At 52.3% G+C, this 15,687-nt stretch carries 16 protein-coding genes; 11 read left to right on the forward strand and 5 right to left on the reverse strand.

Going from position 1 to position 15,687, the window contains the following annotated elements; all coding sequences use genetic code 11:
- The first annotated feature begins 5 nt into the window (after window positions 1–5).
- The 5 genes from VK70_RS08070 (at window position 6) to spoVM (ending at window position 4,889) form a co-directional block, all read left to right on the forward strand.
- Window positions 6–782 (forward strand): Stp1/IreP family PP2C-type Ser/Thr phosphatase, encoded by a 777-nt coding sequence (locus VK70_RS08070; protein WP_046723106.1) that lies wholly within the window; start codon window positions 6–8, stop codon window positions 780–782.
- Complete coding sequence (pknB, locus tag VK70_RS08075; protein WP_025693642.1) at window positions 779–3,001, forward strand: Stk1 family PASTA domain-containing Ser/Thr kinase; 2,223 nt, start codon at window positions 779–781, stop codon at window positions 2,999–3,001. Before VK70_RS08070 ends, pknB begins: the two co-directional genes overlap by 4 nt.
- 111 nt (window positions 3,002–3,112) lie before the next feature.
- On the forward strand, window positions 3,113–4,018 hold the full coding sequence (gene rsgA / locus VK70_RS08080; RefSeq protein WP_025693641.1) for a ribosome small subunit-dependent GTPase A: 906 nt from the start codon (window positions 3,113–3,115) through the stop codon (window positions 4,016–4,018).
- 3 nt (window positions 4,019–4,021) lie between these two features.
- Window positions 4,022–4,681, forward strand: a complete 660-nt coding sequence (gene rpe / locus VK70_RS08085) for a ribulose-phosphate 3-epimerase (protein ID WP_025693640.1) — start codon at window positions 4,022–4,024, stop codon at window positions 4,679–4,681.
- Between the two features lie 127 nt (window positions 4,682–4,808).
- On the forward strand, window positions 4,809–4,889 hold the full coding sequence (gene spoVM, locus VK70_RS08090) for a stage V sporulation protein SpoVM (protein ID WP_036592208.1): 81 nt from the start codon (window positions 4,809–4,811) through the stop codon (window positions 4,887–4,889).
- A gap of 84 nt (window positions 4,890–4,973) precedes the next feature.
- On the opposite strand, the gene rpmB is transcribed toward spoVM, so the two are convergent.
- Window positions 4,974–5,162 (reverse strand): 50S ribosomal protein L28, encoded by a 189-nt coding sequence (gene rpmB / locus VK70_RS08095; protein ID WP_025692533.1) that lies wholly within the window; start codon window positions 5,160–5,162, stop codon window positions 4,974–4,976.
- A gap of 189 nt (window positions 5,163–5,351) precedes the next feature.
- Here rpmB and VK70_RS08100 point away from each other — a divergent pair, with 189 nt between their 5' ends.
- The 4 genes from VK70_RS08100 (at window position 5,352) to VK70_RS08115 (ending at window position 10,440) form a co-directional block, all read left to right on the forward strand.
- On the forward strand, window positions 5,352–7,130 hold the full coding sequence (locus VK70_RS08100; protein WP_025693638.1) for a DAK2 domain-containing protein: 1,779 nt from the start codon (window positions 5,352–5,354) through the stop codon (window positions 7,128–7,130).
- A 31-nt stretch (window positions 7,131–7,161) separates the two neighbouring features.
- A complete protein-coding gene (locus tag VK70_RS08105; protein WP_025693637.1) occupies window positions 7,162–8,022 on the forward strand; it encodes a DegV family protein in 861 nt (286 codons plus the stop codon).
- A 13-nt stretch (window positions 8,023–8,035) separates the two neighbouring features.
- The gene (gene recG / locus VK70_RS08110) at window positions 8,036–10,087 is read left to right on the forward strand and encodes an ATP-dependent DNA helicase RecG (protein WP_036637857.1); all 2,052 of its coding nucleotides are present in this window, start codon (window positions 8,036–8,038) and stop codon (window positions 10,085–10,087) included.
- 65 nt (window positions 10,088–10,152) lie between these two features.
- A complete protein-coding gene (locus VK70_RS08115; protein ID WP_025693634.1) occupies window positions 10,153–10,440 on the forward strand; it encodes a stage VI sporulation protein F in 288 nt (95 codons plus the stop codon).
- Between the two features lie 114 nt (window positions 10,441–10,554).
- Here VK70_RS08115 and VK70_RS08120 read toward each other — a convergent pair whose 3' ends face one another.
- The 3 genes from VK70_RS08120 to VK70_RS08130 form a co-directional block, all read right to left on the reverse strand.
- Complete coding sequence (locus VK70_RS08120) at window positions 10,555–11,799, reverse strand: cation:proton antiporter (RefSeq protein WP_025693633.1); 1,245 nt, start codon at window positions 11,797–11,799, stop codon at window positions 10,555–10,557.
- A 3-nt stretch (window positions 11,800–11,802) separates the two neighbouring features.
- Window positions 11,803–12,297, reverse strand: coding sequence for a cation:proton antiporter regulatory subunit (locus VK70_RS08125; protein WP_025693632.1), 495 nt, complete (start codon window positions 12,295–12,297; stop codon window positions 11,803–11,805).
- A 63-nt stretch (window positions 12,298–12,360) separates the two neighbouring features.
- Window positions 12,361–12,738 carry a hypothetical protein gene (locus VK70_RS08130; RefSeq protein WP_025693631.1) on the reverse strand — a complete coding sequence of 126 codons (378 nt, stop codon included), beginning with the start codon at window positions 12,736–12,738 and terminating at the stop codon, window positions 12,361–12,363.
- Window positions 12,739–12,874: 136 nt separating this feature from the next.
- On the opposite strand from VK70_RS08130, the gene VK70_RS08135 reads away from it, so the two are divergent.
- On the forward strand, window positions 12,875–13,285 hold the full coding sequence (locus VK70_RS08135) for a DUF2500 domain-containing protein (protein WP_025693629.1): 411 nt from the start codon (window positions 12,875–12,877) through the stop codon (window positions 13,283–13,285).
- 50 nt (window positions 13,286–13,335) lie between these two features.
- Here the strand turns inward: VK70_RS08135 and VK70_RS08140 are convergent, their stop codons facing one another.
- Window positions 13,336–14,259, reverse strand: a complete 924-nt coding sequence (locus tag VK70_RS08140; RefSeq protein WP_025693628.1) for a C40 family peptidase — start codon at window positions 14,257–14,259, stop codon at window positions 13,336–13,338.
- A 326-nt stretch (window positions 14,260–14,585) separates the two neighbouring features.
- Here VK70_RS08140 and VK70_RS08145 point away from each other — a divergent pair, with 326 nt between their 5' ends.
- The gene (locus VK70_RS08145) at window positions 14,586–15,638 is read left to right on the forward strand and encodes an ABC transporter substrate-binding protein (protein WP_025693627.1); all 1,053 of its coding nucleotides are present in this window, start codon (window positions 14,586–14,588) and stop codon (window positions 15,636–15,638) included.
- Window positions 15,639–15,687: the final 49 nt, after the last annotated feature.

A 15,687-nucleotide genomic window follows, 5' to 3' on the forward strand; every position in this document is an offset into this window, starting at 1 on the left:
GTCTTTTGATCAGAACAGTTCATGCCAGCGACATTGGACGGGTACGTTCCGTCAATGAGGATTCGGTCTGGACCGGTGTTACGAGCCAAGGGTATACGCTGGGTATTATCGCCGACGGAATGGGTGGGCATCTGGCGGGCGATACCGCAAGCCGCCTGGCGCTAGAATCAGTCCGGGAGGGGCTGGGCGGAATTGCGTCCGGTCTTTCCGGAGAAGACTTAAGCGCCGTTTTGTTAGACGCGATAATGAAAGCAAATGATACCGTCTACAAGCAAGCGGCCAGTGACGAGCGTTACCATAACATGGGGACGACTGTCGTGTCTGCGCTGCTGTCAGGTCGGTCGGGCTACATTGGCCATATCGGCGACAGCAGAGCTTACATAATTCAGGATGGTAAGGCGCGGCAGCTGACCGAGGATCATACACTGGTAAACGAGCTGTTCAAGAACGGCCAGATTACGCTCGAAGAGCTGGATACCCATCCGCGGCGCAACGTTCTCATACGCGCTCTAGGAACGGATGAGGACATCAAAGTCGATTTGATTCCAATTACGCTTGAACCAGGTGAAGTGCTGCTGCTGTGCAGCGATGGTTTGAGCAACTTTGTCAGTGCCGAGCATTTGGGGAAGATTGCCGGCATGCAGGAAATATCGCTTAAGGAAAGAGCGGACCGTTTGCTTCAGCTGGCTCTGCTTGCCGGTGGCGGCGATAATATAAGCGTCGCCATGCTGGAACATCATGAGGAGGCCGCTGTGCCCGAATCAAAGGAGTGGGAGAGATGATCGGTCACGAGTTGGGAGGCCGTTACCAAGTCATCGAGCGGATCGGTGGGGGCGGAATGGCGCTTGTATATAGGGCACATGATATTTTGCTCAATCGAAATGTCGCTATTAAAGTATTGCGGAACCAATTTGTACATGATGAGGAATTTATTCGCCGGTTTCGGCGGGAAGCGCAATCTGCTGCATCGCTTTCTCATCCCAATGTGGTCAGCATTTACGACGTGGGACAGGAAGATGAAATTCATTATATTGTCATGGAGTATGTGGAAGGCAAGAATCTGAACGAAATTATCAAGGAGAGGGCGCCGCTGCAGGTAGACGAAGCGGTGAGAATCGCCACCCAAATCTGTGACGCGCTCGATCATGCCCATCAGAATCAGATTATCCATCGGGATATCAAACCGCATAACATACTTATTGGCCGCAACGGCCGAGTTAAAGTGACCGATTTCGGCATCGCCCGCGCGGTGACGTCGACTACGATTACACAGACCGGTTCGGTCGTCGGTTCGGTACACTATTTTTCTCCGGAACATGCCAAGGGAGTCGCCACCGGCGAAAAATCGGACCTGTATTCACTCGGCATCGTGATCTATCAAATGCTGACCGGCAGTCTGCCTTTTCTGGGCGAGAGTCCAATCAGTGTAGCGCTGAAGCATCTTCAAGAAGAGTTCGAGGAGCCCCGGAAGCTGAATCCGATGATCCCCCAAAGCGTGGAGAACATCATCCTTAAATCAATGCGCAAAAATCCTGAGGAGCGCTATCAGTCCGCTAAAGAAATGCTTCAGGATCTGGAAACCTGTCTGCTGCCGGAGCGCCGAAGCGAACAGAAGGTATCATTTATGGACGATGATGAGGACAGAACCAGGGTGATGCCGGCCATCAAGCCGATTCCCAGGAGCAATGGCTCGCGCAACCGTGGAGAGGATAGAATGACCCGTGAGGAAGATCCCCCGTCAGCCAAGAAGAAAAAAGATTGGGGAAGACCCGCGCTGTGGATCGGGCTTACGCTGCTGCTCCTGCTGGCGATGACAGGGGTAGTATGGTATGTGAACGCGAAGCTGGTCGTTCCTGAAGTTAAAGTTCCGCAACTGGTCAATCTTTCGCTGGACAATGCCAAAGCCAAGCTGACCGAAGCGGGACTGGTTCTGGAGGAGCCGGTAACGACGGAGTATAACCCTAACTTTGCCGAAGGGATTGTCTTCGAGCAGAACAAGGAGCCGGATACGACAGTAAAAGAAGGAACAACTATCGCACTTAAGGTAAGCATCCCCAAGCCGCTCCCGTCAATGCCGGATTTATCCGGAATGACTTATGACGAAGCGGTGAAAGCTCTGATGGCGCAAGGTGTGGAGGAAAGCCGAATTACACAGGACAGCGAGTTCAGCAAAGAAATTCCGGAAGGCGAGGTATTCCGGCAGAATCCGGCAGCAAGCAGCCAATATGATCCGGATACTGCTGCTATCTCGCTCACTGTCAGCAAAGGCCAGGAGAGCATCACGATGCCGGATTTAACGGGCCTCACCGAATCGGAAGCGAAAGCCAAGCTGGAGGAGTTAGGTCTTGTGCTCGGTGATGTGAAGAGGGAATCCAGTTTCTCCATAGAAAAGGGCAAGATAACGAAGCAATGGCCGTATGAAAAAGGCGCAGCGGCGCTGCCTGGCGAGAAAATTACCATATACATCAGCGACGGCTATCCGCCTGAAGCGCTGGAATACACATTCAATCTTCCAGTATCTCCGGTGCAGGAAGGGAAGAAGACCAAGATTCGGATCGAATTTGTCGATGCGCGCAACAATGGCGAGAAACAGGATTGGGGAACCCGCACGATCAGCAGAACTCAGGTGCTGTCGGTGAACCTTATCCTCGCTCCAAATAAGGAAGGGGCTGTCATGGTGTACCGGGATGGAGAGTTCTTCGATACGTATTCCGTCTCGTACATGGATGCAAAGAACGGTACGGTGCCAATTCCCGAGCCATCGCCGGTCAATCCGCCATCGCCGTCTCCGACCGAAACGCCGGCCGAGACACCTGCCGGCGCTGAACCGTCTGCAGATCCGGTCACCGCACCCGGAACGGATGGCGCTACGCCGCCGGATACCGGGGGCGAGCCGGGAGTCAATCAGACGGGGGACGTTGCGAGTGGTACGCAAATCATATCCGGCAACAGTCAGGACACCGCTTCCGGCCCTAAACATAAAGGTAAAGATAAGAAATAATCGCAAAAACCAGTCAAAGACAAGAGCGGCCGCTTAAACTGCCGCTCTTGCAGCAAACGGGGAGACGATTGCCATCGAACCCGCCGAATCAAAGAGAGGAAGGCTTCGTTCATGCCTGAAGGTGTAATCGTTAAGGCTTTAAGCGGTTATTATTATGTGAAACCGCTCCGGGAAGGAAAGATCTCTCCGGAGGATGAAATCGTTCAGTGCAGAGCCCGTGGTATTTTTAAGAAGAGAGGCCAGTCTCCTCTGGTCGGTGACAGGGTCATTTATTCCTTGACCGAGAATGGAGAGGGGACGGTAGATGAACTCCACCCCCGCGATTCCGAACTGATTCGTCCGCCCGTGGCGAATGTTACGCTGGCGGTGCTGTTGTTCTCCGTCCGGGAACCGGACCTGAATCTGCAGCTTCTCGATAAATTTCTCGTGCACATCGAGCATTCCGGATTGGACACGATCATCGTGCTGACCAAACAGGATTTGGCGGAAGAGGACGGGAAGAGCATCGCTCATGTTAAAGAACTGTATGAGCGGATTGGTTATGAGGTGATGGTGACAAGCTCGCGGACGGGCTCGGGCAGCGAGGAACTCCGGAAGCGGCTCGCAGGCGCAATCAGCGTATTCGCCGGTCAATCCGGCGTAGGCAAATCTTCGCTGCTTAACCGGCTGGTTCCCGGTCTTTCTCTGGAGACCAGCGAGATCAGCATGCGGCTGGGGCGGGGACGGCACACGACGCGGCATGTCGAGCTGATGGATATCGGCGATGGAGGTTATGTGGCGGATACGCCCGGCTTCAGCCAGTTGGATTTTCTGGAGCTTGGAGTGGAGGAGCTGTCTTCCTGCTTCCGCGAGTTTGTTCCATTTGCGGCGGAATGTAAATTCCGCGGCTGCAGCCACCTTCATGAACCGGGCTGCCGAGTAATCGAGGCCTTGGAGGCCGGAGAGATTTCGGACAGCCGCTATGAGCACTACAAGCTGTTTTTTAATGAAATGAAAGACAAGAAGCGGAGGTACTGACCTATGATCAAAATTGCTCCTTCCATACTATCGGCGGACTTCGCTGCACTCGGCGCCGAAGTGGCCGAGGTTGAAGCCTCCGGTGCGGACTGGATTCATGTGGACGTGATGGACGGCCATTTCGTGCCTAATATTACACTCGGTCCGCCAATCGTCAAGGCGGTATCAGCCCATACCTCCCTGCCGCTCGACGTTCACCTTATGATAGAGAAGCCGGAACGCTACATTGCCGACTTCGCGGCGGCCGGAGCGGCGGTCATTACCGTCCATGCCGAAGCCTGCGTTCACCTGCACCGGGTGATTCATCAGATTAAGGAGTATGGCCTGCTCGCCGGTGTGGCGATCAATCCGGGAACGCCCGCCTCCGCCGTGAGAGAGGTACTGGCGGATGTCGATTTGGTCCTGGTCATGACCGTGAACCCCGGCTTCGGCGGACAGGCATTCATTCCTGGAACCGTGCATAAAATCCGGGAAATTCGCCAATGGGCGTCTGAGATCGGCCATGATCTGCGTATCGAGGTGGACGGAGGGATTGCTGAAGCGACGGCGGGTGTCGTATCCGAAGCTGGGGCGGATGTATTGGTCGCCGGTAATGCCGTCTTCGGCCAAAGCGACCGGACGGCGGCCATTTCCGCGATCCGGGCGGCGGCTGCAGCTCGCTAACAGGAGTAAAGGTTCTGGAGGTTATAGGCCAAGTTACGGCCGCATAAATATGGTTACATGAGCAGAAATCTCATGTAGCCTTTTTTGTGTCTTAATGAGGGCTGCAGCATTGATCGGAGGGTGAAACATGAAATTTTATACATTTAAGCTGCCGAAGTTTTTAGGAGGGGTTGTCAAGGCGATCTTGAACACATTTCAGAAGAGCTGAGGGCCGTACGGGAAATCATGCAGCATGAAAAAAAGCACCTTACTGATGTAAAGGGTGCTTTTTGTTTGAGATTAAGTTTGGAAACTAGACGCGCTCTACTTTACCGGACTTCAGAGCGCGGGTGCTTACGTATACACGCTTCGGTTTGCCGTTCACCAGAATGCGGACCTTTTGAACGTTAACTCCCCAGGAGCGACGGTTACGGTTGTTGGCGTGGGATACGTGGTTGCCGGTGCTCGGTTTCTTGCCAGTTACAGCACATTTACGGGACATCATTACACCTCCTTGTTGCGTTCACCTGCATAAAACAATACTTAAATATAATATCACAGTAAAAAATGCCCCGTCAACCGGTTCAAAAACATTTATTTCTGAAGTTGCTTATAGTACAATATAGATTAGTGCATTGTGTCTAGTTTGTGTTAGCTACAAGAGACATGAAGGCAGGAAGGGGAATTTTCATTGAGTAAGCGTTCTATAAACGGAATAGATTTTACAGCGATGGTACTGGCCGGCGCTAATAAGCTGCAGCAGCATGCGGAGCACGTGAATTCCCTGAATGTTTTTCCGGTTCCGGACGGGGATACGGGGACCAATATGAACTTGACGATGACCACAGGGGTGGGTGAATTGCGGAAAAATCATTCTGCTTCCATTGGACAATGTTCCGGCGTTCTGTCCAAAGGTCTGCTGATGGGCGCGCGCGGTAATTCCGGCGTTATCTTGTCCCAACTGTTCCGCGGATTCGGCCGTTATGCCGCAGCATACGAAGAATTGAATTCTCAACAGTTTGCGGCTGCGCTGCAATCAGGTGTGGATACCGCGTATAAAGCGGTAGTCAAGCCGGTGGAGGGGACTATCCTGACTGTAGCCAAGGAAGCTGCCAGACATGCCGTTTTTCTGGCGCGGCGAACAACTGATATTAATGAACTGATGACCGAAGTGCTGGCCAAAGCCAAAGAGGCGCTTGCGGGAACGCCAGATCTTCTGCCGGTGCTCAAGCAGGTGGGAGTTGTGGATTCGGGAGGTCAAGGTCTAGTTTATATATATGAAGGTTTTTTAGATTCTTTATTAAATGGGCAGTTCGCGGATTCCGGACAGGGACAAGCCGCCCGCGAGCCGGTTCATGCAGGGCAGGCAGTAATGCTGACCAAGTCGGAGGTAAAATCGGCATATGTGCCTGCATCGGCCCAGTCGCAGCTGTCGACGGAGGATATCGAGTTCTTATATGACATGGAGTTCTTTATCAACCGCAAGTTGGGAGGCCCCCAGGCTGAGGCGTTTGATGAGGATCAATTCCGGAAGGCGTTATCGCTGAATGGCGATTCCATTATCGTCATTTCTGACGATGACACCATTAAGGTACACGTTCACTCCAAGGCTCCGGGTGAAGTGTTGAATCTCGCGCTTCTCTATGGGGAGATTACCCAAATTCATATTTTGAATATGCGCGAGCAGCATCGCGATTTATTGATAGCCGGGATCGATATCGCCCCGAGTCCTGAAGTATTTGCAGATATTCCCGAAGAAAAAAGCAGCGTAGAGGCACCCGCGGTACCCCCGGCAGATGATTTGGCGCCGTATGGTTTTATCGCGGTTTCCTCCGGCGACGGGATTACTGAAATTTTCAAAAGCTTGGGCATTGATGTAGTGCTTGCAGGCGGCCAGACGATGAACCCGAGTACAGAGGATTTTGTAAATGCCGTCACGTCAATTTCAGCGAAGCATATCTATATTTTGCCGAATAACTCCAATATCGTTCTAGCCGCTGAGCAGTCCAAAGAGCTTCTAGAAGGCGAACGTGAAATTACGGTTATCGCGAGCAAGAGTATTCCGCAGGGCATTGCCGCTGCGTTCGCTTTCCAAGAGGAAGAGTCGGTAGACAGCAATACCGAAAGAATGTTGGAGGCCATTAACCGGGTGAAATCGGGACAGGTCACCTATGCCGTGAGGGATACCAAATACGAGGAAATGGACATTAAGGCGGGACAGTATATCGGTATTTCCAATTCCAAAATCGTAGCCGCCGCTGAGGATCTGCTGTCTGCCAGCCAGGCGCTGCTGTCCAAGATGCTGAAGAGCGGAGACGAAATCATTACTATTTTGACAGGGCAAGAAGCCGATCTTCGGGATACGGAAGCGTTGGAGGGTTGGCTCGGAGCGAATTATCCCGATGCGGAAATTGAAATTCACGAAGGCGGTCAGCCGCTGTACTATTATTTATTCTCGGTAGAAGCTTAAGCCCAGTAATGATGCGAAGGGGAGGTTTACTATGAATCATACCGTTATCGTCACCGACAGCACATCTGATATCCCTCCGTCCATGGTGGAAGCTTACGGCATCCATGTCGTACCGCTTACCCTCATGTTCGGGGAGGAATCTTACCGCGACGGGGTCGATATGACGCCGGAACAGTTCTATGAGCGACTTCCCCGTTCTCCGCAGCTGCCGACCACGTCACAGCCATCGCCGGTCGAATATATGGATGTGTATAGAAATATTTTGGAGCAGTATCCGGATAGTCCGATATTGTCTTTCCATATTTCTTCTGGACTGAGCGGAACCTACCAATCCGCGCTGCTCGCCAAATCGATGCTGGAGGAAGAAGGCGGCCGGATCACCGTATTCGATTCCTTATCCGCTTCCTACGGATTCGGTATGCTGGTGGTTCATGCGGCCCGTTTGGCTGCCGAAGGGAAAGGCCCGGAGGAAATCTTGGAGTCGGTCGAACGGCTTCGCCGCTCGCGAAAGCTTTATTTTCTGGTGGATACGCTAGAATACTTGCAAAAGGGAGGCCGGATTGGCAAAGCTTCGGCTTTCCTTGGCACACTGCTCAATATTAAGCCGATTCTGTCAATCGACGACGAAGGCATTATCTATGCAGTAGAGAAAGTCAGAGGACGAAAAAAAGCGGCGGCCCGTATGATCGAGCTGTTCAAGAGCGATCTTCAGGGCACGGACAAAATCAATGTAGCTGTCGGACACACCGCTCAGCCAGCTGCCGGTGAAGAATTTCTGCAGGAGCTCTCCGCGTATTTTACACTGGAGGAAAAAGTGCTGACTAACGTAGGGCCGGTTGTCGGAAGTCATGTCGGCAACGGCACGCTTGCCGTATTTGTGTGGCCCGCGTAGATGAGGGATGAATATGATTCTGTCTTTGGATACAACCATGGTTAAACAAATTAGTGGCGTGAGCGCTCAAAAGCAGGCTGAGCTTCACGCCTTTGGCATATTTTCGGTGAAAGATTTGCTGGAGTATTATCCTTTCCGCTATGAGGACTACCGGCCGAAATCGCTTAGCGAAGTGAAGCACGGGGATAAAGTAACGGTCGAGGCCAAAGTTATGGGCGTCCCGGTGCTTCAGCGGTTTGGCGGGAAGTCGCGTCTCAGCTGCAAAATGATGACGGGATCGTGGATGTTTACGGCTACCTGGTTCAACCGGCATTATGTGCGTGAGCAGCTGACGGCGGGCCGTCAAGTTGTCATCAGCGGAAAATGGGATCAGAAGCGGTCGCAAATTACAGTCGCCGATTATGAATTTCCGGATCGCGGGGAAGGAAAGACCGGAACGCTGCAGCCTGTGTACTCGGTCGGCGGCAAAATTACGCAAGGCTGGCTCCGCAAGACAATTGCCCAGGCGCTGCTGCAATTTGGGGATATGATCCCCGAAATTTTGCCGCAGCCCATTATGCAAAAATACGATTTTATGCCGCGTAAACGGGCAATCGCCACGATCCATCAGCCCGAGGATTCACAGGAAGGCCAACAGGGACGCAGAAGGATGGTCTATGAGGAACTGTTTCTGTTCCAACTGAAGGTTCAGGCTTTCCGTACGCTCAATCGGGGCAGGATGGACGGTATGGTGCATACGGTGGACAATGCCACGGTTCGCCAATTCGTACGCAGTCTTCCGTTCGAGCTGACCAATGCCCAAAAGGCGGCGGAGCTTGAGATTTTGCAGGATATGCGTTCTCCTTACTGCATGAACCGGCTGCTTCAAGGCGATGTGGGTTCCGGCAAAACGGCGCTCGCGGCAATCGCGCTGTTCGCGACGGTCCGTTCGGGCTTTCAGGGAGCGCTCATGGTGCCGACAGAGATTTTGGCCGAACAGCACAGCAGATCGCTTCAGGCGATGTTCGAGCCGTTCGGCATTTCCGTAGCGCTGCTGACCGGCAGCGTGAACGGCCGCAAGCGCAAGGATCTGCTCGCCTCGCTGCAAATGGGCCTCGTCGATGTGGTCGTCGGAACGCATGCTTTGATTCAGGAGGACGTGTTCTTTAGGGAACTCGGTCTCGTTGTAACGGATGAGCAGCACCGGTTTGGGGTGAATCAGCGCAGTATTTTGCGGCGTAAAGGCTACAATCCGGATGTGCTTACGATGACGGCGACCCCGATTCCGCGGACGCTGGCGATAACCGTCTTCGGGGATATGGATGTCTCCACCTTGTCCGAGCGTCCGAAAGGACGTATTCCGATCTCTACCTATTGGGTGAAACCGGACATGATGGAGAGGGTGCTGAATCTGGTCCGCCGCGAGGTGGGGCAAGGGCGTCAAGCATACATCATCTGTCCGCTGATTGAGGAATCGGACAAGCTGGATGTGCAGAACGCGATTGATCTGCATATTCAGCTGTCCCAGGCTTTTCCCGATTACCGGGTAGGCCTGCTGCATGGCCGGATGACGCCTGGGGAGAAGGACGAGGTCATGCGCGCTTTCTACGATAATGAAGTACAGGTGCTCGTATCGACGACTGTTGTCGAGGTAGGCGTCGATGTGCCGAATGCGACCCTGATGATTATCATGGACGCCGACCGGTTCGGACTGTCCCAGCTTCATCAGCTTCGCGGGCGCGTCGGGCGGGGAGAGCATGCTTCCTACTGCGTGCTGGTGGCCGATCCGAAATCGGAGGTCGGACGCGAGCGCATGGCGGCGATGACCGAAACGGACGACGGTTTTGAAGTCTCGCGGCGCGATCTTGAGCTGCGGGGGCCAGGGGATTTCTTCGGCACGAAGCAGAGCGGTCTGCCGGAGTTTCGCCTCGCGGACATGGCAGCTGATTTTGCCGTTCTTGAGCAGGCGCGCGGCGATGCCGCCGAATTGCTGCAGGATGGCAGCTTTTGGACATCCGCCGAGTTCGCGCCGCTGCGAAGCTATCTCCAGAAAGAACAAATTTTTCAAGGCGATCTGATCGATTGAGGCACATGAAGACACGTCCCGTCATATACTGAGAAAGATTGGATATGACGGGAGGTGCGTCAAGCTTGAGTTATCAGCAATATGGAATCAGTCCTCAGCTGGTGGAGCGGATCAAGACGAAGATGAAAAATCCGGCGGTCAAGGAACGGATCAAGAATTTGATTAACGGCGTCAGCAAGCAGCAGCTTCAGGACCCTGGCGTGGTGCGCAGACTGGTGCGGAATGCTTCAGCTATCCTGGGGGAAAGACTCAGTTCTGATCAGGAGGACAGCATAGTCAGATTCGTCATTGCCCAAAAAATCGACCCGAATAGTACCTTCCACTTGATTCGCTTATGGGGGATGTTCCGTTAGCCGTTTTCAGCATTCCGATGAATGCAAAGGCAGACTTCCCGCAAAGCGGACATAAAAAAGCGTTCCGGCTTCAAGGCCAGAACGCTTTTTTGAGGCGGATCAACGCTCCAAAAGCTATTGTTCCTCAGAGGCAGGGGTGCGCTTCTGGGCCATTCGCTTAACGTGCCTGCTCTCAAATTTAAATACTTTATCAAGCACCCTATAAATCCATTTGGATTCTTTGGTCAACAGTGGTCCGAGAATCGCCAGGATCAGCACATACATGGCGGCGAACGGCTGCAAAATGGCGAGCAGACCGCCCGCTTTGCCAAGATTGGCCATAATGATGGAGAATTCGCCGCGCGACACGATGGTAAGGCCGATATTGGAAGATGCCCGCGGGCTCAGGCCGGCGCTGCGCCCGGCAAGCAAGCCGGCAATGAAATTCCCCAGCAGCGTAACGACCACGGCAGCCAGCGAATACCAAAGGGCTTCTCCGCCGAGAGTGCGCGGGTCGATCGTGAGACCAAAGCTGAAGAAGAAGATGGCTCCGAAAAAATCGCGGAACGGAATAATCAGCTTCTCAATCCGCTTGACATGTTCCGTCTCAGCAAGAACTAAGCCGACCAGCAGCGCTCCAATCGCTTCCGCAACGTGAATCGTCTCGGAAAAGCCCGCCACCAGGAACAGAATGGCGAATATGACGAGAGCGAATAGTTCGCCGGAGCGGATATTAAGCGCCTTGTTAATTACGGGGACCAGCTTTCGGCCAATGATAAGGAGGCCCAGCATATAGGCCAGCGCAATCAGAGCCGACAGCAATACTCCGCCAAGGGAGGAGGAGCCGCTGAGCACCAGGCCGGAAAGAATGGAGATGTAGACCGCCAGAAACACGTCCTCGAACATGATAATGCCCAGAATCATTTCTGTTTCCGGGTTGGCGGTCCGCTTCAGGTCTACCAGAACCTTAGCTACGATTGCACTGGAGGAAATGGTCGTAATTCCTGCTACCACCAGAATTTCCTCGAGCGGGAAACCGAGTCCCCAGCCCAGCACCAGACCAAGGGAGAAGTTAATCAGAATATAGATTGTTCCGCCCATTGCAATCGATTTTCCCGCTTTGACCAGCCTGCCCACGGAAAATTCCAGCCCGAGATAGAACAGTAGGAACAGGACGCCGATCCTGCCCATAAATTCAATCAGAGCGGCGCTTTCGATAAACCGGAAGTCCAGATGCCAAATATGAAAAGCATGCGGTCCGACCGCCATACCGATCAGAATATAAAACGGAATGACGGAGAAGCGCAATTTCGCAGCGAGTAATCCGGACAGCGCCACAAGCGCTATCGCCAGTCCGACTTCAAATACGATATGGCTCATCGATCAACCACATCCATTCCGCAAAATATGCCTAAATTGTTTATGCTGTTCTCTCTCTCCTGCAGCAACAATGAGGCAGTCCGCCGGCAGTCTAAGTTCGGGGCCGGGACTGAGATGTTTGGTGTGATTTTTTTCGATGACCGCTATTATAGTCACACCGGAACGGGCGCGGATATCAAGCTCGCCGATCGTACGGCCCACAGAACTGAACCCCGGCTCCAGACGGTACCACTCAATAATCAGATCGTCCAGCGCAACCTCAATGGATTCAAGCGACCTTGGCTTGTATGTGACGCCCCCGATAATAGCCGAAATGTACCTGGCTTCTTCGTCGTCCAGTGTAACCATGGAAATACTTTGATCCGGATCGTCATATTCAAAATGATACAGCTCCCGCCGTCCGTCATCATGTACAATAATAGCGAGCTTATCGCCGCTGCGGGTCTGCAGCACAAATTTTCTCCCGATTCCGGGCAAATCACATTCTCTAAAGTTCATAATAAATCCAGCCTCCAATAACTCGGATGTATTCGTAAGTTTACTATTTCGTCCACAATGTATTCAGCCGCCGAATGGGAAAACCACATAATTTGAGGTAAATTTAAGCGGATACAGAAGCAAGCGCTTCAACAGATTATAGATAAGCGGATAAAATAATGCGAACAGCAGAGGCAAAAGATAAAGCTCCAGCGAGGCGTGAGCGGTTAGTTCATAGGGAAGACGGGATAAGGCGTAGGGAACATGCTGCGGGGGATGCAGGCGTGCGGACGATACCGCAAAATGGCGTTCCTGATGTTCGATTCCTTGTGTCCCTTTCTCTTCAGCTGTCTGACTGCTCCATACCATGAAGGCAGATACGGGCAGGGCACATGCAAGGATGATGGCCAATGCGAGCCGAATTAGCCTGGTTCGCGTTCTTAGATCTATATATTGAGTCAAAAGGGGACCTCCTTAGCCGATCTAGTATATAATGATAACATAGCGGCTGCTCAGATCCAAATGAGCGAGGCGAGGCGCAACCCTTGCCGTGCATTTTGCGTACATAAATGTAAACAATTGGGCAGGAGGAATGAATATGAGCGAATGGACCGGGGTAGCTACGTTTGAGCAGCCCAGTGCTTTTGAACTCTTTTGGCATGATATGCCGGTATTCTTCAAAATCTTTCTCTTGGTATTTTTCTCTATAATTATTTATGTCATCTTTAAAGGAATTAAACAGTGGATGGCTAACAATGCAAGCGAAGTGCTTACGGTTTCCTGTACGGTCGTTGCCAAACGCTTCCGGGTGAGTGGAGGTTCGGGAGACTCAAGCGCAAGCACGAATTATTATGTAACCTTTGAAACGCCAAGCGGCGACCGATTGGAGCTTGGAGTGCCTGACAGGCTGTACGGATTGATTGTTGAAGGCGACCGGGGAGACCTGACCTATCAAGGGACGAGATTCAAAGGGTTCGAGCGGGCACCCGGACGGGACATGATGAGATAAGCGGCTGGCCGATTTTTTTAGTTTAGTGAAAAAGCACATGCAGGCTCGTCCTAAAGGACGCGCCGCATATGCAAAATGACGTTGCTCCAATATCCGCTGTCCAGCTTGCTGATCTGAACTCCGGGATCGCCCCAGGTGTGTATAAATTCTCCATTCCCGATATAAATGCCGACGTGGCCGGGAATAGTGTCTTTCTCGAACCTGCCGGGTACGGTAAAGAAAATCAGATCACCGGGCTCAAGCTGCTGCCGGCTGACGGATGTTCCGACATTATCCTGATCTCTAGCCAGACGCGGCAAATCGACACCAAACTTCTTGAAGACATGGCGGGTAAATGAAGAACAATCGAATGTCTTGGATTCCTCGTAAGGAGCTGCCCCGAACTCATAAGGAACGCCCAGAAATTTCTTGGCATAGGAGATTAGCTCATTGGCTTGTGACGAGGATAGGCTCTGAATGCGGAACGGTTTGTCTGATTTAACCGCTGTGTGCTTCTCTTCCGTGCTTTGTTCTTTCGGGGGGGCGATGGAAATCTCGCCGCTTCCCGGATTCCAACTGACTTTCGTATTGAATAATTTTGAAAGTGCGTCAGTTGTCATGTAAATTTTATCATTTTGCCGTTTAGGCGCATCCGGGAGGGTACAGCCTTTACCCAGCGAGAAGGCGCTTGCCGAGCCCGGGCGCACTCTGTACATTACATCGCTGTATCCAATTTTGGCATAACCGCCGCCGCCGGGTTCTTCTTCAATACGGTAGCCAAGCGAATTGGCCGCTGCCTCCAGAGCGACCCATGTTTTTCCGGATGGATCAGTTACTGGAAGATTTTCGATATAACTTCTTGAATGAACCGAAGGCTTTACCGCATTTGTGCGGAGCTGTCCGTCATTTCTAACGCTTCCACAGGCTGATGCGGCCAGAACGGCTGCAGACAGTGCGGAGGTCAAAAACACTATTTTTTTTCGATTCTCGAACATCTCTCACGCTCCATTTTCAAAATTGTAAACTCAGTATGCTCCGCTGCCATCTTTTTATGTGGCCGGGTTTCAGGAAATGGCTGTCAGGAATAATCAGGATGAATTGCCGCTGAACTGGGGAGCATGCGGGTACCCGGGAGTGACGGGGGTGTTATTTCGGATTGACGGAAATTGAACCTACATATAATATGGTTTCATAGATAGCTGGTACGGTCGTGGTTTGCCGCCTGCTTTTGCTTTATTGCTTTTATCTGTAAAAGCGATGGACTACGGCGTACGATTCGTTGCAAGCACTGAAATACTATAAATGGAAGAGGGGTTTCTACATGAAGAGAAAGAAAATTTGGCTGGGGCTCAGTTTATGCGTCATGCTCGCAGCGGCAGGCTGCGGTAACAATAATAATACGGCGAATACTGGCGCCGCGGCCTCCCCGGGCAGCACCGCACAGAGCACCGATGCCAAAACTTACAAGATCGCCGTATCGCAGTATGTTGAGCATCCGTCGCTTGATGCGACGTACGACGGCATTATAGCCGCACTTAAGGATGCGGGGATCGTCGAAGGACAGAACCTTACTATTGACTTTGAGAACGCTCAGGCGGATGCAGCCAACAATTTGTCCATCGCCCAGAAAATTGCGAGCGAAGACAATGATCTGACGATCGGAATTGCAACGCCGTCCGCTCAAGCGCTTGTGCAGGCGGTCAAGAACGATACGCCGGTATTGTTTGCAGCCGTAACGGACCCGCTTGATGCCAAAGTGGTCACGAATCTTGAACATCCGGGAGGAAATGTGTCAGGGGCGTCGGATACGAACCCTGAGGCGATTGTCAGACTGATGGATTTCATCGCCGCTCAATTTCCAAATGTGAAGAAGCTGGGAATTATTATCAATGAAGGCGAACCGAATGCCGTTTCAATGGCGGACAAAGCCAAGGCTGCACTAGATAAGCATGGGATCGAGCTGGTTAAAGCTCCGGTGGCTAATACTTCTGAAGTCAAACAAGCCGCCGAATCCTTGGTTGGACGGGTGGACGCGCTCTACATTACACTGGATAACTCGGTTGTAAGCGGGGTTGATTCCATCATCCAGGTAGCCAATGAGAATAAGCTTCCGTTCTTCTCGAGCGACCGCGACACTGTCGAGAGAGGCGCTTTTGCCACAGTCGGCTTTAAATACTTCGACCATGGATACCAAGTCGGACAAATGGCGGTTGAAGTGCTCAAGAATGGCAAGAAAATCGGCGATCTTCCTGTGACGGTGCAGCAGAAGCTGGACGTTATCCTTAATCTGAAGGCCGCCGCCGCTCAAGGCATTGAAGTAACAGACGCCATGAAGAAAGAAGTAGTTGACCAGACCAACGATATCATCCAATAAAAAAGATTTGAACCGGGGCGTTTTCTTACAGGCGCCCCTTGCCGTTTGA

This window comes from Paenibacillus durus ATCC 35681, assembly GCF_000993825.1.
Taxonomy (GTDB): domain Bacteria; phylum Bacillota; class Bacilli; order Paenibacillales; family Paenibacillaceae; genus Paenibacillus_AQ; species Paenibacillus_AQ durus_B.